This is a genomic window from Chelatococcus sp. YT9, assembly GCF_018398315.1.
Lineage (GTDB): Bacteria > Pseudomonadota > Alphaproteobacteria > Rhizobiales > Beijerinckiaceae > Chelatococcus.
In genome coordinates, this window is record NZ_JAHBRW010000002.1 from 1,504,462 (window position 1) to 1,525,261 (window position 20,800).

Genomic DNA, 20,800 nt, shown 5'->3' on the forward strand with positions numbered 1-20,800 from the left:
GGGAACAGGGGCCGCGTTAAAGAATCGTTGTTTCAAGTGGTTACGAGGATAAGCGGCAAGCGGGCGATTCACGCGCTTGACAACGCCATATCATTGTCGCGGCCACTCTCGCGATCTTCCTGCGCCACAATCAGTCGAATTCCTGCAGTCTCGATCATCTTGGCTGCAGCATCGGTGAGTCGATCGTCCGTTATAATGATCCCGGCGCGTTCGAGAGGAGCGACGATCATCGCTGAACGGCCGAGGAATTTCGACGAGTCCACCATCAGCACGATCTCTTCCGCTTGGCGCATGAGGCGCTGCTCGGACTGGATGATGAGCGGATCGGCCTCAGCAATGCCCATGGCAGACACGCCTTGCGCGCCCATGAACATGCGCCGGCCGCGAAAATGAGCGATGCCGTCGTTCTCGAAGGGGCTGAGAATGAGATTTTGTTCACGGTAGATTGCCCCGGCTGGCACCAGCACCGTGCATTTCGAATGCTTGAGGAGGTGCTCGGCAATTGAGAACGAATTGGTGAGCACATGCAGCCGTAGGCTGGTGAGATGGTGTACCATCTGGAAGGTCGTGGTACCGCCATTGATGATGACGGCGTCGCCCTCCTCGCAGAGGTCTACTGCCGCGCGCGCGATGGCACGCTTCTGGGCGGTGTTCAAGACCTCCGCGACATGAAAGGGCCTTCCCGAGATCGAGCCATAGGGTGAGGGGTTCAACGCCTCGGCACCACCCCGGACCTTACGAAGCTTTTTCTGCAGCGCGAGAGCGCCGATATCACGGCGGATCGTCGCTTCGGACGCGCCGGTCAGTTCCATGATTTCCTGCACAGAGGCGACCGGGCGTCCCTGGATGGCGCTGAGAATGATGCGATGACGCTCACGTTCGTGCATGAAAGCTCTCCCTCGCACAATCCTTCAGGCATCGGCGCTGCCAAGTCAATCATTGGGGGTCACAACCGACCACTCTTGATCGAATAATGACACATTATGAGCGATATTGTTGACATGTGATCGCGGGCGGGTCATTCCTTGATCATCATGACGGCCACGGGGAAACCCGGAAAGCGCCGCACCTCACGATGAGCGAGGAAACTCTATGTCCGACGTGCTAGACCGCAAGCAGAGCGACCGTCCGCTGCCGCATCTTCTCGCCAATCGCTGGGACCAGGTCCATGCACGCGGCCTGGATGAGCCGGGCTTGCTTCTCTACCGCTCAAATCTCCTGGGTAGTGATAAGCGCATCACCAATTACGGCGGCGGCAATACCTCTGCGAAGGTGCTCCAGCGTGATCCGCTCACCGGCAAGGACACGACTGTCCTGTGGGTCAAGGGCTCCGGGGGCGATATCGGCACGATGGCGCTGGATGGTTTCGCCACGCTCTACATGGAGAAGCTTGAGGCGTTGAGGGGCCTCTATCGCGGCGAGGCCCACGAGGACGAGATGGTCGGCCTCCTGCCCCACTGCACGTTCAACCTCAATCCGCGCGCAGCGTCCATCGATACGCCGCTGCACGCCTATCTGCCCTATCGCCATGTCGATCATATCCACCCGGATGCCGTGATCGCCATCGCGGCGACGCGCAACAGCCGGGCGCTGACGAAAACCATCTACGGTGATGAGATCGGCTGGCTGCCCTGGCGCCGGCCTGGCTTCCAGCTTGGGCTCGATCTCGCGCGCTTCGCCGCTGAGAATCCGCAGGCCAAGGGTGTCGTCCTGGAAAGTCATGGCCTGTTCACCTGGGGTGAGAGCGCGCAGGCCTGCTACGAGACGACCCTCAGGATCGTCAACAAGGCCATTGCTTGGTTTGAGGCCAAGACAGCCGGCGCCACAATCTTCGGTGGGGAACGGTATGAAGCATTGCCGGAGACAGAGCGGCGCGCCATTGCGGCGCGGCTGATGCCCGCGATCCGCGCCTACATCGGCCAGGATGAAAAGAAGATCGGCCATTTCGACGATCAGCCAAGCGTGCTCGAATTTACCGGTGCGCAGGCGCTAGAGGAACTCGCTGCACAGGGCACATCCTGCCCGGACCACTTCCTGCGTACCAAGATCAGGCCGCTTGTGCTGCCGTTCGATCCCACGCGCGGTAATATCGACGAGGTGATCGCCGGGCTCGAAGCCTCCATCGACACCTATCGCCAGGATTACGCCGCCTATTACGAGCGCTGCCGGCACGACAATTCGCCGGCGATGCGTGACCCCAACCCGGTGATCTATCTCGTGCCCGGCGTCGGCCTCATCGCCTTCGCACGCGACAAGGCGACAGCGCGCATCGCAGGCGAGTTCTATGTCAATGCCATTAACGTGATGCGCGGCGCAGCGACCGTCGATACGTACCAGGGGCTGCCCGAGCAGGAGGCCTTTGACATCGAATACTGGCTGCTTGAGGAAGCCAAGCTGCAGCGCATGCCGAAGCCGAAGTCGCTGGCGGGGCGGATCGCGGCGGTGACGGGGGGTGCCGGCGGCATCGGCCGCGCGATCGCTGCCCGGCTCCTGGCGGAAGGGGCCTGCGTCGTCCTCGCCGATATCGACGCGGCGGCGCTCGAGAGCGCAGAGAGCGATTTCGCCCGGCGTTTCGGCGCCGATCAGGTGCGCTCGCAGGTTATCGATGTGACCGATGAACAGGCCGTGCTGCGCGGCTTCCAGGATATCTGCAGCGCCTATGGCGGGCTCGACATTCTGGTGTCCAACGCCGGCATCGCGTCCTCGGCGCCGATCGAGGACACGGAGCTGTCGATGTGGAACCGCAACATCGATATCCTCGCGACCGGCTATTTCCTCGTCTCGCGGGAGGCCTTCCGTCTGTTCCGCGCCCAGAAGCTCGGCGGCTCCGTCGTCTTCATCGCCTCGAAGAACGGTCTGGCCGCATCGCAGAACGCGGCCGCCTATTGCACGGCCAAGGCCGCGGAGATCCATCTCGCGCGCTGTCTGGCGCTCGAGGGCGCGAGCGCCGGCATCCGCGTCAATGTCGTCAATCCCGATGCGGTGCTGCGCGGCTCGAAGATCTGGTCAGGCGAATGGCGCGAGCAGCGCGCGGCGGCCTCCAATCTCGCCGTTGACGATCTCGAGGAATATTACCGCAAGCGCTCGCTTCTGGGGCGGCCGGTGTTTCCCGAAGACGTCGCCGAGGCGGTCTATTTCTTTTCCTCAGATGCATCGTCAAAGTCGACCGGCAATATCGTTAATGTGGACGCGGGCAACGCGCAGTCTTTCACGCGATAGGTGAAACCGCTACTGGCTCTGGAAGCCATGCATCGGTGTCGCCCGCCGGGCGGTGGGTATCAGGGCTCAAAAAGACTGCGGGAGGATGGAATGGCCGATCTGCCGATCGCCGGGGATATCATCGAAGCATCGAACGACAAGCGCCGCCGCGATCTCGATACCGACTATGCGGCGCTCGGCGAGCGCCTGGCGCGCCGAGGCGTCGCCATCGATGCGGTGACCGCGCAACTCGCTGCGTTCACGGTTGCGGTCCCGTCGTGGGGCGTTGGCACGGGCGGAACGCGCTTTGCGCGCTTTCCAGGTGCTGGCGAGCCACGCGGCATTTTCGAGAAGCTCGATGATTGCGCCGTCATCTACCAACTGGGCCGCGCGACGCCGAAGGTCTCGCTGCATATTCCGTGGGACAAGGCTGATCCGCGCGAGCTTCGCGCCAAGGCTGAAAGCCTCGGCCTCGGCTTCGACGCGATGAACTCCAATACCTTCCAGGATCATCCGGGCGATCCGAACCAGCCGCTCACTTACAAGTTCGGATCTCTGACGCATACCGATGCCGCCGTGCGGCGTCAGGCCGTCACCCATAACATCGAGACGATCGAGATCGGCCGGGCGATCGGTTCCAAGGCCCTGACGGTGTGGATCGGCGACGGGTCGAATTTCGCGGGCCAGAGCGATCTGACGCGCGCCTTCGAGCGCTATATCGAGTCCATGCGGTCGATCTATGCGGCGTTGCCGGAGGATTGGCGGCTGTTCTCAGAGCACAAGATGTACGAGCCGGCGTTCTATTCCACCGTGATCTCCGATTGGGGATCGAGCTACATGGCCGCCCAGGCGCTCGGCCCCAAGGCCTTCTGCCTCGTCGACCTCGGACATCACGCGCCGAACGTCAACATCGAGCAGATCGTCGCGCGGCTCGTCCATGCCGGCAAGCTCGGCGGTTTCCATTTCAATGACTCCCGCTACGGCGACGACGATCTCGACGCGGGTTCGATCGATCCCTTCCGCCTTTTTCTGGTCTTCAATGAACTCGTCGGTAACGCCGGGGCGGTCGATACGCTCGATCCCGCGCATATGATCGACCAGTCCCACAACGTGACCGACCCGATCGAAAGCCTGATCCGCTCGGCCAACGAAATCCGCAGGGCCTATGCACAGGCCCTGCTCGTGGATCGCGCAGCGCTCGCCGGCTTTCAGGAGGAAAATGACGCGCTGCAGGCCTCCGAAACGCTCAAGGCAGCGTTCAGGCTCGACGTGGAGCCCATTCTTGCAAAGGCGCGTTTGGAGGCTGGCGGCGCAATCGATCCCATAGCGGCCTATCGCGCGAGCGGCTATCGCCAGCGCGTGGCAGCCCTGCGCCCTGCTTCGGTAGGATCTGGCGGGGGCATTGTTTCCTGAAAGCGGCGCATGCGATCGCTGCCTCAGGACGGCCCGTGATAGATGTAGCCGTTGCCGCGGGAGGTCTTGACGAGGTCGCCGTCGAGGCCGTGACTTTCCAGCTTGCGCCGCAATCGCGTTATTCGCGTGTCTATGCTCCGGTCGAGCGGATCAGTGCCATGGGCGGGAGCCAGCCTCAGGATCTCGTCGCGGCTTAGCATTCTGCCAGGATTAGTGGCGAAGGCCGCAATCAGGTCGATCTCTGTGGGGAACAGATTGACCTCGCGTCCGCCGGGCTCGAACAGCTTCCAGCATTTCAGGTCGAGCCAGAATGCGCCGAACGGCACGAGCGTGCTTTTGTCATTCCTTCTGCGCCGGAGGATGGCCTGAATTCGCGCGCCCAGCTCGAGCAGGGAAAATGGCTTGGTCACATAGTCGTCAGCACCGATCTCCAAGCCCACAACCTTTTCCGTCAGGTCATCGCTTCCAGTCACCATCATGATGCCGAAGTCATAGCCTTGGCGAAGGCGACGAGTGATGCTCAGGCCGTCCTCGCCCGGAAGACTGAGATCAAGCACGACAAGATCGGGAAGCCGCTCGTCCAACATCGCGGATAGGGTGCGGGCATCCATAGCGCAACGTACCCGATGGCCTTCCAAAGTCAGGAAATCCTCGAGCATGCCGCAGAGCGCCCGGTCGTCGTCGACAATAATCAGATCCGCCATTTTGCACTTTCTAAGCCTGCATGACCGTTGTGTCGGCCAGCCAGCCCCTACGCTCTGCGTAACATTATACCGAAAGTTCCCCTGAGCCGCGAAACTTAAGATTCCTTTCGCCCCCGATAACCGCGTCCTGCGACACGGTGACGCGGCGGGCGTCAGCCGGAGCGAGATGCCTTCTCCCCAGTTTGCCCAGCCTGCATCAGCCTGAGGTATGATAACGCGCAGGGGTGTCAATTTTTTTTACCGTGTTGCGCGTGAGTGGTCTTGCTCTACCACCAGTCTATGGCTCAGATCAGGTTGAAGCGGGATGTCGACATCGCGGTGAAACATCGGCTGAAAAGTACCAGGGCTGTCTAGGGAAATGGGGTTTTCAAGGGCTGGGAAAAGAGTCCTGTCTCGCATGTCCGGCATCGGTCCGTCGGCGCGTCTTTTGCTCGTCTGCTCGCTTCCCCTCGCAGGTCTGATAGCTGGTTTGGCCATAGAGCAGTTCGCTCCGCAGCGCCGCGCGTTATTGTCTGAGCTCAACACCTTTACGGCAGAGCAACACTTCGCGCTGCGTACGATGATGATGGGTGCTAGCCGTCAGGTTGAGCACATGCGGCTCACAGTCGAGCAGCATATCGCGATGGAGAGCGAAAACCTGAGTGAAGCCAATGCGCGGAAGTTTCGAATCGTAAACGTGCATTTGAAGCGGGGTTCACTCTCGGCGGTCGAATGGGGCCCTCCTACAAACGTGCAGGAGGATGGCAGTCTTTTTGGCATTCCGGAGCTGCCCGGCCTCCGCGGCGATGCGGCCGGGCCGGTCGATGCGGGCCTGGAGCTTCTTTCCATGCTCAGGCTCGACAAGATCGTGGGCTCGAACGCGCGATGGAGCTACTTCATGCCGGCGAATGCTGAGTTCCTCGCGATCTACCCCGGGGCTAGTCTGGCCGAGCTCGCCCAGGCCGCCGAGGATCGATTCGCTTTCGCCGACATGCGGCAGTTGCTGAGGCAGTGGCAGAATTATCCCGTCTTCCAGCTAGGCCTGCCGCAGAACAACCCGGATCGGAGGTCCTATTGGACGAAGGTCTATGACGATGCTGGAGATGCCGGTCTGATGGTGAGCCAGGCCGCGCCGGTCTATGTCCGTGGCGAGTTCCGTGGGATCGTTGGCGCCGATATCCTCTTAAGCTCCTTCGATGCCATCCTCACACCAATGAAGCAACCGCTCGGGTTGACCGTCATTCTCAATGACCATAACGAGATCCTTGGTCTTAACGGCGCAGCATTCGACGGCAATCTCTCGAAGATGCGCAGTTATCTCAACGCGGATGGACTACTCCAAAAACTACTTTCGTTGAAGCCGGACGATAGTTTCTCATTCATCGATGATAACTGGGTCATATCACGTGTGGGGCCTTACTCCGGTTATCGTCTGATCTATGTTCTGCCTGACGGGGATTTAAACGCTTATCTCTTGCCGCGTTTCATATCTTACGCCCTGATCCTCGGCGGGCTCATCGCCATGCTCGCGATCATTCTCCGATACTTGCACAAGTCTTACATTCTGCCGAGCTTCCGGTTAGCCGACTATCTCGGAGCGAAGGCTGCCGGCATCGAAGCGGCCGCGCCGTTGTTGCCGAAGGGATGGCAGCCGAGTTTCGAGAGGATATCGGAAGCTTTCGCCAACAGCCGGAATTATCAGGAAAAGCTCGAGGAAAGCGAAGCAAGGTTTCTCGCAGCAGCCTCAAGTCTAATCGATGGTTTCGCCATTGTGAGCTCCGAGGGACGCGTCGTCTTCTACAACGAGGCATTTGCGCAGCTCCTGGGATCTGAACGCCGAGCACGGATCGCCATCGGCAGCTACCTGGCCGACCTTCTCGATCAGGACTGGCTCGAGGCCCATGATCCGGAGCCGACGCTTCTCGACGGCCGCTGGTTGAGTTACCGGAAAAGCGCCATGCCGGACGGTGGGACGGTCATCCTCCTCCGCGACATCACAGAAGCGCGGCAAGCTGAGATGCAGTTGCGCGAAAGCGAGACGAGGCTGGCAGCGCTACTCGCCTACGCGCCCGTCGTGATCATGCTGATGAACGCGGAGGGCCACCTCATCATGGCCAATCCGGAGGCCGAGCGCATGCTGAACAGGGAGCTCGGCGTGATAACCGGCAAACGCATGTCGGACTTTATCAATTCGGAAGCGATGATAAAGCTCGACGCCAGAATCAAACATGTGCTGACAACGGGCGAGGTTCAGGTCAGCGAAGAGCACTATCCAGCGCGAGATCACTATCGGGACGCCCTGGCGATCCTGTTTCCGCTCCACAATCCAGAAGGCGCGATAGACGGCGTCGGCATCTTTGCCGTGGATCTGACCTTGCAGAAGGCGACCGAAGAAGAGCTGCGCCGGCAACGTGATGCACTCTACCAGAACGAGAAGCTCGCGGCCTTGGGATCCTTGCTCGCCGGCGTCGCCCATGAGCTCAACAACCCGCTCTCCATTGTCGTCGGATATGCGGGCATGCTTCAGGAACTCGCGTCAGATGAGCCGACCCGCCGCCGTGCGCGGGAGGTGCATGTCGCGGCCGAGCGGTGCGCGCGTATCGTCAAACGTTTCCTCGCCATGGCGCGCTCGAAGCCTGTCGAGAAGAAGTGGGTGGATGTCGAAGCCGTTATCGACGACGTGATGGAGCTCGCCGCTTATGGTCTGCGTGTGAACGCAGTTGAGGTGATCCGCGATAGCGCCTCTGACTTGCCGGCGATACTGGCGGACGCCGATCAGCTCCATCAGGTCTTCATGAATGTGGTGCTCAACGCCATGCAGGCGATGACGGGCATCGAAGGCCAGCGTCAACTGATCATTAAAACCCGTCTTCGTCATCAGGCGATCGTCATCGACGTGCTCGATACGGGCCACGGCGTGAACGATACGGTCAAGCAGCGGGCATTCGAGCCCTTTTTCACAACAAAGCCCCTTGGTGTGGGAACGGGCATTGGCCTGTCTTTGTGCAGCGGCATTGTGGAGGCGCATGGTGGTACTATCACGCTCGATCCCGGACCGGATGGGGGAGCGTTATGCCGCGTAGTCCTCCCCATCTCCGTGGCGCCCCCTTTGCAAGGCGCCGCTGAGCAAACGAGTCAGCGGCGGCCGCTGTCGGGCCGCGTTCTCATCGTTGATGACGAGGCCAGCATCGCGAACTTCATCGCTGAAGCCCTTGAGCGTGATGGCGCAGACGTTACAACCGTGACCAGCGGTTACGACGCGCAGACGGTGCTCGCTGAACAGCCATTTGATGTTGTACTTACGGATTTGCGTATGCCTGGCGTCGGTGGCGAGCGGCTGGTGGCGTTCATTGCGGAGGAGCGCCCCGATCTCGATGGCCGGGTCGTCGTTATGACGGGGGATGCCCTGACATCGGAAACAACCCCCCTTGGTGAGGGGGTGATCATGATCGAGAAGCCCATTGATATCGATGGCTTGAGAGCGCTGCTCCAATCGCTCCTCAACGTGTCAAATGAAGGAGGAAGCAATGAGACAGTGGTTGCAATGGAATAGCCCGACGGATAGGTGATGAACGCACCGACAGAAATTTTTGTCGTAGACGATGAGCCCGGACTCCGCAGTATGATCGAGGACTATCTCGGCATGCAGGGTTTCAGGGTGAGCGGCGCCGCAAATGGAGCCGAGCTCGATCGTCTGATGACATCCAAGACGCCCGATCTCATTCTCCTCGATATCAATATGCCAGGGGAAAGCGGGTTTTCTATCGTGCGGCGTTTGCGGAGCGCTGCGGAGCGCATGGGGATCATCATGCTGACCGCCAACGCCGACGAGAGAAGCAAGCTGCTGGCGCTCGGCCACGGCGCCGATGACTATCTGGTCAAACCCTTCGAAGTGCGGGAACTCCTCGCGCGCGTGCGCAGCGTGCTCCGGCGTATGCCCTCCCGTCCGCTGGACGTGCAGCGTCCGCGGCGGTCTCTGCCTTTAGGGCGTTTTCGCCTCGATCTCGATGGCAAGCGGCTTCTTGATGCCGCGGGCGACGATATCGAGATCAGCAGCATGGAGTACGAGTTGTTGGAGGCCTTTGCGCGCCATCCGCACCAGGTCTTGACTCGCGAGCGTCTATGCGAACTCGCCCATGGCCGGACCCTCGGAGAAGCGGACCGCAGTGTCGATATCCGCATTGCGCGGCTGCGCAAGAAACTTGAGGCAGACCCGTCCAGACCCGAGTTGTTCAAGACCGTTCGGGGCGAAGGCTATTTGTTCGCGCCTTCCGCGGGTTGCAACTAGGGCGCCGTGATCTGCGGATTGGCGCGTATTCATCCAACCGAAAGGCGTGACGTTACAGGTTCTCCTGATCGAGGTTGCGCAGGAGCTTATGGAGCGTCGCGATGAATGCGCGGAACTCGCTCTCGTCGACGCCACTGAACATCTCGTTGTACATCGCGTAGAAGTTCGGCCAGAACTGCGTAAAGATCTCACGCCCTTCCTCGGTGATGTGAATCTCGCGCACACGCATGTCATCGGGGCGTGCGCGCCGGCGGATCAGGCCCTGTTCCTCCAGCGCATCAAGCGTACGGCTCATCGTAGACTGCTCGGTCACGGCGTAGGTGGCCAGTTCGTTGATCGTAAGCCCGGAGGACACGCATAGAGTTGCTAACACGCGCATCTTCGTCGTCGTCAGATTAAAGTCCTTCAAGGCCTCCTGGACCTGAAGGTTCCATCGCGCCGACAGCCTGTTGAGCAAATAAGGCGCGAATTGATTAAGTCCGATTTCTCCGATCGACGGAATGCCTCCGTCAGGCGCGGCTTTCCCGTGAAGGAGGCCGCTGGGGAAGCGTCCGGCTTTCAATGTCTCCGCCCTTTCTCAACCCGAGCGCAGGTCGCGCCGGCCGCTCCTGAAGCCATGTTCACTTCCGGATAAAGCTGGCAGCGGTCTTCGAAATCCAGACGACGAAGCCGAGTGATATCAGGTGCCGCCAAGTTCGATGCCCGAGCCAAAATTCGACAAACCGGCAATCACGATGCCGGTTTGCGATGCTTTCCACGAGCCTTCGTCGTTGGTCAAGTCAGGATTTCGGCACGAGCGCGAGCGCGCGTACCGGGCTCCCCGTTCCGTTCAGGATCTTAAGGGGCGCCACGATGACCATCGCTCCCTTCGGCGGCAGCTTGTCCAGGTTGACAAGGCTGGCGAGGCCATAGCCGCCCTTGCCCAGGATGAGGGAATGGGCCGGGAAGGGAGGATCGAAGGCGGCGGCATTGCCCGCGTCGGTTCCGACGCATTCGTTGCCGAACCCGAGAACGCCCTTACTCACGAGATACTGCACACAGTCGACGCTCGGCCCCGGGGTATGGGGGCCATTCTCATCAGAGTTCAGGAAGGTCTCGGTGATCGTGTTGCGATGATACCAGTCTGAGCGCATCAAAACCCATGAGCCTGCCTCGATCGCGCCGTGCTTGGCCTCCCAGGCGCGGACATGGTCCGCCGTCAGGAGATAATCCGGATTCTCGGCCACCTCCCGGCTCACGTCGATGACATTGGCCGGCGCGACGAAAGTTTGTGGCGAGATGGTATCGGTTGTGTTGCGCGGCTGATCCTTACCGGAAATCCAGTGCGAGGGTGCGTCGAAGTGTGTGCCCGTATGTTCGCCAAGCTCCATCCACCCCCAAGCCCACCACGGCCCGTTGGCATCGTAGTTGGAGATCTCATGCATCTTGAAGTTGGGTGTGTTCTTCCCGAACTGCGGTGGCAGGTACAGAACGGGGGTGTCCGGCCCAAGTGTAGCGGTGAGATCGACGATACTGATATCGCCTGTCGCGAGTGCGGACGCAAGATTGCCGAGAAGTGCTTGAGTCTGCATGTCATGTTCCCTTGGAAAGGCAGCCGGTTGTTGTGTGGGAGGCTGGTTCGGTCGATCAGCTTCGCTCGAATATCGTAAAATGGGTCTATGAAACTTCAAGTATGAAAATCTGGAAAGCTGACCATTATCGTCGCTTGCAGATAACTCGATATATGAAGATGCATGAACTAAGCGTTATATTCGCCTGCCGTTGATTCCGGATTGTCCGGGTTGTCGAGGCCATTGATGGAAGACACGACGGCAGCGAGATCGCTGACGAAAGTCTCGGCATGGCCGGCCGCGCAGCAAAGCGTCAGCATTTGCAGGGTGGCCGGGGCGATAGTTGTGGCGAGGTTGGCTTCATTCGCCATTGCCACGAAATAGGCGACATCCTTGCGGGCGCTGCCAACCGTGAGCTTGCGGGCTTCACCAGGTCTGCCCATGGCAGCGAGAGCCATCGTCTGGAAGGTCGTGCTGTTCATGCCGCTTCCCGAGACCACCTCATGTATGGCGGCGATATCAATTCCAAAACGACGCGCAGCGGTCAGCGCTTCGGCCGTCGCATTGGCAATGGCCATGCCATAGAAGGCGATGATCAGCTTGGCGCGGTGGCCGCTCCCTATACCTCCGAAATGAAAGGATCGGCTGGAGAAGATCGTGAGCAAGGGCTGGATCTTCGCGAACACCGCATCCGATGCGCCGACCATGAGCGTGAGGGTGCCCGCCTGAGCGCGCTCCGGTGCGCCTGACATGCCGATATCGGCAAAATGTGCGCCCCTGTCAGCGTAAGCACGGGCAATTGCGACGCTGGTTTCAGGATCTCCAGAGGTCAGGTCGACGTGTACGAAGCCGAGCGGGGCGGCTACGGCCATCCCCTGGGGACCGTTAACCAGATCTGCAACGACTGCTGAAGAGGGCAGGCAGGTGAAGACAATGTCGCTGGTCGCCGCAAGAGCGGCCGGAGACTCCGCTACGCGATAGTTTGCCGCCAGCGGGGCGGACAGTCCTGTGGGTGTCGTCCGCGGCAGGACGGTGATGGCATTGCCGGCGGCGTGGAGGTGGGATGCAATTGGAGCCCCCATTCGGCCAAGTCCAATAAAGCCGATGTTCATCGCCACCTCATTCCCCACATAGTCCGTTGTGGATTTTGATCAAAAGATCGCAGCTAAGCCCGATCGTCAAGCTGTCACTTATCCGTCCGGCCGTGTTCTGGTGTCTGGACCGGCGCGTAGTCCGCTGGGAAAGCCGCTGCTCCTTGGCAGGAGCTCATGGCAGAGCTCAACATGAGATCGTTTGATCAAACGTCTTTACAGCCGGTGCCATCGCGGCAATACTGCATCGCATAGCGGCTCGGCCATCAGAGCCCACAATCAAGAAGCGGTGCAGGGGTTCTGGTGATGACATCTATCTTGTTGCGGAATGGCAATCTTTTCGACGGCGTGAACAAGGTCTTGCGTCCGGGGACGGACGTTCTGGTCGTCGACGGCACGATCGCGGAAGTGTCCGAAAAGCCGTTGAAAGCCAGCAGCGCGATTGAGGTTGATCTTGGCGGGCGTTTGCTCCTCCCGGGGCTGATCGACGCCCATGTGCATGTATTCGCGGTCAATCTGGTGGCCTCACGTAACGAAAATATGCCGCTGACGCTGATGACGGCTCGGGCTGTGCCGCGTATTCGTGCCATGCTCGACCGTGGTTTCACGTCTGTGCGCGACGTGGCGGGTGGCGACGTCGGCATCCGGGATGCCGTGGCGCAAGGTTTTATTCCTGGGCCGAGACTTTACGTGGGCGGGCCGGCCATGACGCAGACCGGTGGCCACGGCGATCACCGACGTCGCACCGATGATCACTATGACATCGACCACAACAGCAATGCCTTCGTGTTTTTCTACCGCTTCGCGGACGGGCCAGAGGAAATGCGGCGGGTCGTTCGCAACGAGCTGCGCAAGGATGTAGACCACATCAAGGTCATGGCTTCGGGAGGCGTCGGATCGCCGACCGACGCCATCGAGAACATCCAGTTCACACGTGAAGAGCTTGAAGTTGCGGTCTTCGAGGCCGCGCGCCGCGGGAAATATGTTTGCGCCCACACCTACACGGCTGACGCCATCCAGCATGCGGTGGCGAGCGGTGTGCGCACGGTGGAACATGCAAATTTTATCGATCGCAAGACGGCCGATTTTGTCGTCGAAAAGGGCGCTTATGTAGTGCCCACGCTCGTCTGCTACGAGGAGACGGAGAAGCACGGCGATCGCCTCGGCCTTTCGGCTTATGTGATGGATAAGCTGCGCTCAGTAAACCAGGCGGGAATAGAGATGCTAGGCATCTGCACCGACGCGGGCGTCAAGACAGGTTTCGGCACCGATCTCATGGGTGAGATGGAATATGCCCAGTCGGACGAATTCGCGATCCGCGGCCGCGTGCAATCGCCCTTCGACATTCTCTGCTCTGCGACGTCCGTGAACGCCGAGATCCTGCAGGAAAGCGGGCGTCTTGGCGTCATCGCGCCAGGCGCGCATGCGGATCTCATCGTCTGCGACGGTGATCCGACCAGGGATATTGCTCTTCTTGCCGATCCACAGAAGAACCTTCGGCTCATCATGAAAGGCGGAGCCTTCCACAAGAACGAGCTTGCGACGCGGCAAGCCTGACGGACCGGAACGGTTCTGCTGCATGGGTGGGGATGACGGAATGAGTGGTTTGGTTGATTTCGAGATCATTGGCAGGGCGCCTTTCGCTGGCGGCCATGCCTTCGGGCAGGCTGGCGCTTACGAGCGCATTGATGCCCGGGCCCATTTCGTAGTCGATCCAAGCGATCCCGCCTATGCGTGGATGATCGACATCGCGCTTGCCGAGCGGGGCAAAGATGGGCGCGTTCACGCCTCCACCGATCTCTGGCTCCTCAAGCCGGTGGATCTCGGGCGCGGCAATGGCGCGGCCATGATCGAGTTTGTGAATCGCGGCAACAAGCGAGCGCTGCAGTTCTACAATGACGGGCCCGCGAACAACGCGCCGTGCAGCCTAGGCGATGCCGGAAACGGCTTCCTCATGCGCCACGGCTATACCGTGGTCAGCGTGGCCTGGCAGGGTGATGTCCTTCCGGGAGATGGCCGCCTCGTCGCGCGGCTACCAGTGGCACGCCACTCCGATGGGCCGGTGACAGGGCGCGTGCGTGCCGAGTTCATCGTGGAGACCCGGGGCGTGACGTGCTTGCCGCTCAGCGCCAAGTCCGGGACTCGGCCGCTGCCGGCCGCTTCGCTGGATACAGGCGAGGCCACGCTGCGGCGCCGCCGCTATCCCTGGACCGAGGCCGAGCCGCTCGCGGCCAACGCGTGGCAGTTCGCTCGCGTCGAGGGCGGCGGGCGCGGCGGCGGGGGCGACATCTCCGGCGCGGAGCAGGGGATCGTCACTTCCGACAGCCACCTCTATCTCCCCGGAGGCTTCGAGCCGGGCTGGATCTACGAGCTCATCTACACCGCGCGGGATCCGCTCGTGCTCGATCTCGGCTATGCCGCCATGCGCGATCTCGTGAGTTTCTTCAAACACACGGAAGGCGGCGCCAATCTGCTGCGCGCTGAAGGCGCGCCGTCGCTGCGCTTTTACGGCTGGGGTCGGTCACAGACCGGCCGGGGTATTCGGGATTTCATCCATCGCGGCTTCAATGCCGACGCGAAGGGCCGCAGGGTCTTCGACGGGATGCTGACCCATATCGCAGGTGGCGGACGCACGACGATGAACCGCTTCACCAATCTCGTCGTAGCGGCCTCGCGCCAATATGAGGACTGGCTCAATCCATCAGACCGTTTCCCATTCTCCTATGCGACCAGCACCGATCATCTGACCGGCGCGGAAGACGGTATCCTCAAGCGACCCGAGACCGACCCGCTGGTGATCCATACCCAGACCGCGAGTGAATACTGGTATCGCCGGGGATCGCTGGTGCACACGGACACGCGCGGCAATGATTTGCCCCAGCCTGAAAATGTACGCATCTATTTCTGGGCGAGCTCCCAGCACTGGGCTGATCCGCTCGCCACACCCCCGGTGCAACGGGGCGTATGCCAGAACGCGCAGAACATCGTCGCAACATCGGCTTTCTTTCGCGCCACATTGGAACTGATGGATGCCTGGGTGCGCGACGGCAAGGAGCCGCCAGCCAACGCGGTGCCGAACCGCGCGGACGGCACGCTGGTGACTATGGACGAGTGGCGCCGGCAATTTCCGGCAATCCCAAGCGCCGCCTTGCCTGCCCGCCCGAATGAATTGCCCCTGGTTGACTACGGGCCGGACTTCGAGAAGGGCGCCGCCATCGTCGAGCCTCCGGCGGTGAGCGCCACGCAACATTACGCCGTCCTCGTGCCCGCCGTTGAGGCCGATGGCAACGACCGGGCCGGTCTACGCGCGCCCATGGTGGCGGCGCCGCTGGGCACCTATACGGGCTGGAACCTGCGCATCCGGGGACATGGCACGGGCGCGCTGCACGACTTCAGTGGCAGTTATATTCCTTTCCCCGAGACGCCGGAGGAATGCGAGATCACCGGCGACCCTCGCCGCTCGATCACCGAGCGCTATGGCACGCCTGGAGGCTACGTGACAGCAATTCGTCAGGCAGCCGACAACTTGGTGAAAGCGCGCTTCCTCCTCGCGGAAGATGTCGAACGAGCGGTCGTCGGAGCCCGCGATTGGGGGCGCACCCGCCACATTGTGCATTTGCCTTCCGACGCTGGTACGCGGGAATAGGCGAAGGTACCAGCTGCGCCGAGCAGGGGGTGCTTGCCTTGGAACACCTGACCGGCTGTCAAAGGCCGGTCGACCGCAGAACAGGGGAGGCCCGCCCATCGGCGCGATGAACCGGGGCGATCTGATGCTTCGGCTGACAACAACGAGGTTGACGTTATGACGCGATGGACGATTTCTTCAGGCTCGAAATTCGAGGACCTTGCCGGCTATTCCCGGGCTGTCGTGGATGGCGACTGGATCTTCGTATCGGGAACTGCTGGCTATGATCCAGCAAGCACCGCTTTCCCTGATAGTGTGGAAGAACAGACGCGACAGTGCTTGAAGACGATCCGTGAAACCCTGGAAAAAGCTGACGCAACCCTGGCGGATATTGTGATGGTGCGTGTCTATCTCGCAGACCGCGCCTATGTCATGCCGGTATCCGTGATACTTGGTCAAACGTTTTCCGACCCGCGTCCTACCAATACGACGATTATTTGTGGCTTCCCCGTCGAAGAAATCAAGGTGGAGATTGAGGTTACCGCCTTGAAGCGCAGGGGTGAGTGAGTGCGCGTCGGGACAACGACGGGGCACGTATCTCACCCCATAGGCTGTGCTGGGAACGGCGAAGTCGAAAGCCCCCACTGCACGGACTGCTCGGCCCCCGATCATGCCGACTGCTAGGGATGATCTCCAAGGTTTCTTGCGCAGGCCGGCTGTTTCCGAATTCGGGCAATACTGAAGATCCATCCGCGGAGGCGGGAGTAATATGAAACGCGTCGCCAAACGTATCTCCGGAACGTCAAAGAAGACTTTCGGAATGTATGAGAAAGCCTTGTCCTATGAAGGAAAGGACCTCATCCATCTTGAACTTGGGCGACCCTTCGCGGATACGCCAGATCACGTCAAGCAAGCGACCATCAAGGCGCTGCTTGATGGCCATGTTCATTATAGCGACCTGCGCGGCCTGAGGGATCTGCGGGTGGCATTGGCAGACAAGCTGCATCGCCACAACGGCCTCGATGTCTCGCCGGAGAATATCCTCGTCACCAACGGCCTGACCCACGCGGCCTTCGTTGCCTTCATGGCACTGTTCGAGGCCGGTGACGAAGTCATTCTGGTCGAGCCCTACTATCCGCAGCATATCGGCAAGATTGAGCTGACGGGAGCGAAAGTCGTCGTTGCGCAGCTCGACCCGGCCGAAAATTACAAGCTCGATCCCGAGCGTATTGCTACTCAGATCACAGAGCGCACTCGCGCTGTCGTCATCGTCAATCCGGTCAACCCTACAGGCCGCGTCTATACGTTGGAAGAGCTGCGAGGCCTCGCCGACCTCGCAATCAAGCACGACCTCATGGTGCTCGCCGATGAGGTCTATGACGAGATCGTCTACGATGGCCATCGGCATGTTAGCATCGGCGCGCTCGACGGCATGCAGGAACGCACCGTCTCGATGTACGCTTTCACCAAATCCTTCGCGATGGATGGATGGCGTGTGGGCTATCTCGCCGCGCCCTCATGGTTGATGCCGGCTCTTCTGAAGATCACAGCGAATGACGTCACTCATGTGAATACGTTCATACAGTATGGGGCACATGCCGCCGTCACGGGCCCGCGCGAGATTCTTGAGGCGCTTGTCGCGGATGATCGCCGAAAGCGCGATCTGACGGTCCAGCGCCTGAACCAGATTCCCGGAGTGACTTGCCGGCTCCCGGAGGGGACAATCTACGCCTTCCCAGACATCAGCGAGACGGGCATCCCTTCACAGCAATTGGCAGAGATGATCCTCGAGCAGACGCACGTCGTCGTGGAAGCCGGAAGCTTCTATGGCCCGAGCGGCGAAGGACATCTGCGCATCTGCTTCGGCTCAGAATCTTTGGAGCGCATTGACGAGGGCATGGCTCGCTTGGCGACGTTCTTCAATGGTCTCTAGCTTGCATGGCGCCGGCGAAGCCGGCGCTATCTGCCGTTGGGCTTCGGTCTGCGCCGAGCAAAGCGCGGACGCTAGGCTACGCTGGACTTCTGGTCATCCGCGGGGCAGAGCGTCTGGAGCAATGCCTGCGTCGTCTTGATATCTTCGATCAAATGCGCTTTTGCCGCGGCGGTGTCATTCTTCTTGAGCGCGGCGATAATCGCGTAATGATGCTGAGTGTAGATCCGCGAGTCGGTCGTCTTCAAGAGCGGCTCCATATGCCGGGTCAGCATACGCAGATAAGGACCGAAACGCAGCCATAGAGCTTCGATCAGTTGTATCAGCACAGGCGATTGCGATGCACGATAGATGGTGAAGTGGAACTCCTGGTTCCTCGCCATCATCGCATAGACACCGTCCTCAGCCTGAGCGTGGTCAGCCGCTGCCCGCTCGAGCGTTCGCAAGTCTCGCGAGGTGATATGCGGCGCAGCCAACTCCGTCGCAGCGCCTTCCACAATGACGCGCGTGTTGCACAGGTCGTTGAGGCGCGCGCGAGACACCGTCGGCACGCAGGCCGAACCAGTCGATACGACTTCGAGCGCTTTTTCCGCAGTGAGCCTGCGGAGCGCCTCGCGCACCGGCATATGGCTCGTGCCGAAGAGCTCTGACAGCGATGAGATGGTGAGAATCTGGCCAGGGTCGAACCAGCCCGTCATCAGGGCGTGACTGAGGCGCTGGTAGACTTCCTCCTGGATCGTCCGGCGCGAAGCCACGGGCCCTAGCCCCGGATGATCCGGGAGTCCTTGTCCGGTCTCACGCACTCTATCCTCCTCCTTCGCCAGTGACGACGGCCAATCCAAACGATCTTCTCCGCCGCGCGCCATGTGACGCCAGTCCCTATAGCCGAATAATCAGGGGAAATCGCCCTCCGCTCGACAAAAGCCGCATCAACCTGCGATGCCGGCATCACCGCAGCTTGGGGTCGAGCAGATCCCGCAGCCAGTCTCCGAAAATGTTGATCGACACGAGAATGAGCACGAGCGTGAGACCTGGAAAGATAACCACCCACCATTCGCCCGAGAAGAGATAGCCATAGCCGATGCGGATGAGCGTGCCGAGCGAGGGCTGGGTTGAGGGCATGCCGAAACCAAGGAACGACAGGGTGGCTTCCGACATGATCGCGAATGCGATATCGAGCGTCGCCAGCACGAAGATGGGGTTGAGCACGTTCGGCAAGAGCTGGACACCCATGATGAAGACTGGTCCGCGACCGACCAGCCGGGCTGCAGCGACATAGTCTTTTTGGCGCTCCACAAGAACGGCGCCTCGCACAAGACGCGCGAAATGCGGCCAGTGCGAAATGCCGAGCGCCAGGATCACGATTGGCATGGCGAGCGTCGCGCGCATCTCGTTGGATAGAAGCGATTGGCTGATCCCGCCGATCAGAAGCGCCAGCAGCATCGCGGGAAAGGTGAACTGGATATCTGCGATCCGCATGATGATGCCGTCCACCCAGCGGCCGAGATAGCCGCTTGCGAGCCCGGCGATCGTGCCAAGGGTGACGGAGAGTGAGACGGCACAGATGCCGACCAGCAGCGACGAGCGGAGCCCATAGAGGATCAGGGAAACAAGATCGGCCCCTTGGCTGTCCGTGCCGAGCCAATAGCGCGGATCACCGCCTTCCACGAAGGCCGGCGGCAGGTGGGAATCAAGGAGATCGAGCGCGGCGAGGTCGTAAGGATTGGTACGCGCCAACCAGGGTGCAAAAATCGCGCTGAGGGCGAGGATGATGAGCACGGCGAATGCGATGGCCGCGGCGGGCGCTCTCAACAGGCGTCTCACGAAAGCATTGCGCCAGAGAGAAGAGAGGCTCGACGACCGGGCTTTGGAGCTGACGACGGCAGACATGAATGGCCCCGTTATGAACGCGCCGACAGCGTCTTGATACGCAGGCGCGGATCAGCGACGGCATAGAGGAGGTCAACGACGAGGTTGATCCCGACGAAGAAGAGGGCGGCGACCATCAGGAAGGCCGAGATGACCGGAAGGTCGGTCTGGCCGAGGGCCTGCAGGAAAAGAAGGCCCATGCCTGGCCATTGGAAGACTTGCTCGACGACGACCGCGAAGGCAACGAGATAGCCGAGCTGAATGCCGCTCACCGTAATGATGGGGATCAGCGTGTTGCGCAAGGCGTGCGAGAAATAGACGGTGCGGTTCTTTAGCCCGCGCGCTCGCGCAAAGCGAATGTAGTCGCTCTTGAGTACGTTCAGCATTTCTGCCCTCGCGAGCCGGGCAACTAGCGCGATCTGCCCGATCGCGAGCGAGAGGGCTGGCATGATGAGCGATTTCAACCCGGAAACGGTAAGAAAGCCCGTCGTCCAGAAGCCGATGGTGACGACCTCTCCGCGACCGAAGGACGGCAACCAGCCCAAACCGAGGGAGAAGCAGAAGATCAGGAGGATTCCGACAACGAAGGTTGGCAGAGAAACACCAAGGACCGAAAGCGTCATCAAGGCGCTCGCGAAGAACTCGCGGCGTTTTACAGCCGCGTAAACTCCCAGCGGGACGCCGATCGCCAGGGAGAGTGTGAGCGCGACAGCGGCGAGTTCCATGGTTGCGGGGATGCGCTCCGCCAGCAAGGCGCTGACCGGCCTCTGGGCGGCATAGGAGACGCCGAGATCGCCGTGCAGCAGGTTCTGCACGTAATAGAGATACCGCAGCACGAACGGGTCATCGAGATGGAGCCGCGTGCGCAGGGCAAGCCGGTCGGCCGGTGTCGCATCAAGACCAAGAATGCTCGCGACCGGATCGCCGACGACATCGCCCAGTATAAAGGCGAGAATGCTGACGACGAAGACCACGAGTAGCGCGTGGAAAAATCGGTTCAACAGAAAAGCGAGCATTCCGATGGCCCTCGATGCCGACTACAAGACACATTCACTATCGAACTTGCGTCGCACATAATGTTGCGGGCGCAGGGTCAAGCCTCGGCCTGTCGAAAGTGGCATCAATCGCGAGCCACGGCGGATACTGTCCGCGG

16 protein-coding genes are annotated in these 20,800 nt (G+C 60.8%); 8 read left to right on the top strand and 8 right to left on the bottom strand.

Annotated features, from left to right (window positions below; all coding sequences use genetic code 11):
• Positions 1-68 precede the first annotated feature (68 nt).
• Complete coding sequence (locus tag KIO76_RS26860) at positions 69-887, bottom strand: DeoR/GlpR family DNA-binding transcription regulator (RefSeq protein ID WP_213326629.1); 819 nt, start codon at positions 885-887, stop codon at positions 69-71.
• Positions 888-1,092: 205 nt separating this feature from the next.
• On the opposite strand from KIO76_RS26860, the gene KIO76_RS26865 reads away from it, so the two are divergent.
• Positions 1,093-3,219, top strand: coding sequence for a bifunctional rhamnulose-1-phosphate aldolase/short-chain dehydrogenase (locus KIO76_RS26865; RefSeq protein ID WP_213326630.1), 2,127 nt, complete (start codon positions 1,093-1,095; stop codon positions 3,217-3,219).
• Positions 3,220-3,309: 90 nt separating this feature from the next.
• Positions 3,310-4,611: an L-rhamnose catabolism isomerase gene (gene rhaI, locus KIO76_RS26870; protein WP_213326631.1), complete on the top strand. Its 1,302-nt coding sequence runs from the start codon at positions 3,310-3,312 to the stop codon at positions 4,609-4,611.
• Between the two features lie 23 nt (positions 4,612-4,634).
• Here the strand turns inward: rhaI and KIO76_RS26875 are convergent, their stop codons facing one another.
• A complete protein-coding gene (locus KIO76_RS26875; RefSeq protein ID WP_213326632.1) occupies positions 4,635-5,315 on the bottom strand; it encodes a response regulator transcription factor in 681 nt (226 codons plus the stop codon).
• A gap of 397 nt (positions 5,316-5,712) precedes the next feature.
• Here KIO76_RS26875 and KIO76_RS26880 point away from each other — a divergent pair, with 397 nt between their 5' ends.
• Positions 5,713-8,847, top strand: a complete 3,135-nt coding sequence (locus KIO76_RS26880; protein WP_213326633.1) for an ATP-binding protein — start codon at positions 5,713-5,715, stop codon at positions 8,845-8,847.
• A gap of 15 nt (positions 8,848-8,862) precedes the next feature.
• Positions 8,863-9,582, top strand: coding sequence for a response regulator (locus KIO76_RS26885; RefSeq protein WP_213326634.1), 720 nt, complete (start codon positions 8,863-8,865; stop codon positions 9,580-9,582).
• Positions 9,583-9,634: 52 nt separating this feature from the next.
• Here the strand turns inward: KIO76_RS26885 and KIO76_RS26890 are convergent, their stop codons facing one another.
• The 3 genes from KIO76_RS26890 to KIO76_RS26900 form a co-directional block, all read right to left on the bottom strand.
• Positions 9,635-9,991: a MarR family winged helix-turn-helix transcriptional regulator gene (locus KIO76_RS26890; RefSeq protein WP_349629432.1), complete on the bottom strand. Its 357-nt coding sequence runs from the start codon at positions 9,989-9,991 to the stop codon at positions 9,635-9,637.
• Positions 9,992-10,361: 370 nt separating this feature from the next.
• Positions 10,362-11,153, bottom strand: coding sequence for a cyclase family protein (locus KIO76_RS26895; RefSeq protein ID WP_213326635.1), 792 nt, complete (start codon positions 11,151-11,153; stop codon positions 10,362-10,364).
• 167 nt (positions 11,154-11,320) lie between these two features.
• Positions 11,321-12,244 carry an NAD(P)-dependent oxidoreductase gene (locus KIO76_RS26900; RefSeq protein ID WP_213326636.1) on the bottom strand — a complete coding sequence of 308 codons (924 nt, stop codon included), beginning with the start codon at positions 12,242-12,244 and terminating at the stop codon, positions 11,321-11,323.
• A gap of 285 nt (positions 12,245-12,529) precedes the next feature.
• Between KIO76_RS26900 and KIO76_RS26905 the strand changes: the two genes are divergently transcribed.
• The 4 genes from KIO76_RS26905 to KIO76_RS26920 all read left to right on the top strand — a co-directional run bounded on the left by KIO76_RS26905 (position 12,530) and on the right by KIO76_RS26920 (position 17,781).
• A complete protein-coding gene (locus KIO76_RS26905; RefSeq protein WP_213326637.1) occupies positions 12,530-13,780 on the top strand; it encodes a metal-dependent hydrolase family protein in 1,251 nt (416 codons plus the stop codon).
• 40 nt (positions 13,781-13,820) lie between these two features.
• Positions 13,821-15,869: an alpha/beta hydrolase domain-containing protein gene (locus tag KIO76_RS26910; protein WP_213326638.1), complete on the top strand. Its 2,049-nt coding sequence runs from the start codon at positions 13,821-13,823 to the stop codon at positions 15,867-15,869.
• 156 nt (positions 15,870-16,025) lie between these two features.
• Positions 16,026-16,415, top strand: coding sequence for a RidA family protein (locus tag KIO76_RS26915; RefSeq protein WP_213326639.1), 390 nt, complete (start codon positions 16,026-16,028; stop codon positions 16,413-16,415).
• A gap of 202 nt (positions 16,416-16,617) precedes the next feature.
• Positions 16,618-17,781 (top strand): pyridoxal phosphate-dependent aminotransferase, encoded by a 1,164-nt coding sequence (locus KIO76_RS26920; RefSeq protein ID WP_213326640.1) that lies wholly within the window; start codon positions 16,618-16,620, stop codon positions 17,779-17,781.
• 71 nt (positions 17,782-17,852) lie between these two features.
• On the opposite strand, the gene KIO76_RS26925 is transcribed toward KIO76_RS26920, so the two are convergent.
• The 3 genes from KIO76_RS26925 to KIO76_RS26935 form a co-directional block, all read right to left on the bottom strand.
• Positions 17,853-18,581: a GntR family transcriptional regulator gene (locus tag KIO76_RS26925; RefSeq protein WP_291975879.1), complete on the bottom strand. Its 729-nt coding sequence runs from the start codon at positions 18,579-18,581 to the stop codon at positions 17,853-17,855.
• 145 nt (positions 18,582-18,726) lie between these two features.
• On the bottom strand, positions 18,727-19,668 hold the full coding sequence (locus tag KIO76_RS26930; protein WP_213326642.1) for an ABC transporter permease: 942 nt from the start codon (positions 19,666-19,668) through the stop codon (positions 18,727-18,729).
• A gap of 11 nt (positions 19,669-19,679) precedes the next feature.
• Positions 19,680-20,663 carry an ABC transporter permease gene (locus KIO76_RS26935; RefSeq protein ID WP_213326643.1) on the bottom strand — a complete coding sequence of 328 codons (984 nt, stop codon included), beginning with the start codon at positions 20,661-20,663 and terminating at the stop codon, positions 19,680-19,682.
• Positions 20,664-20,800: the final 137 nt, after the last annotated feature.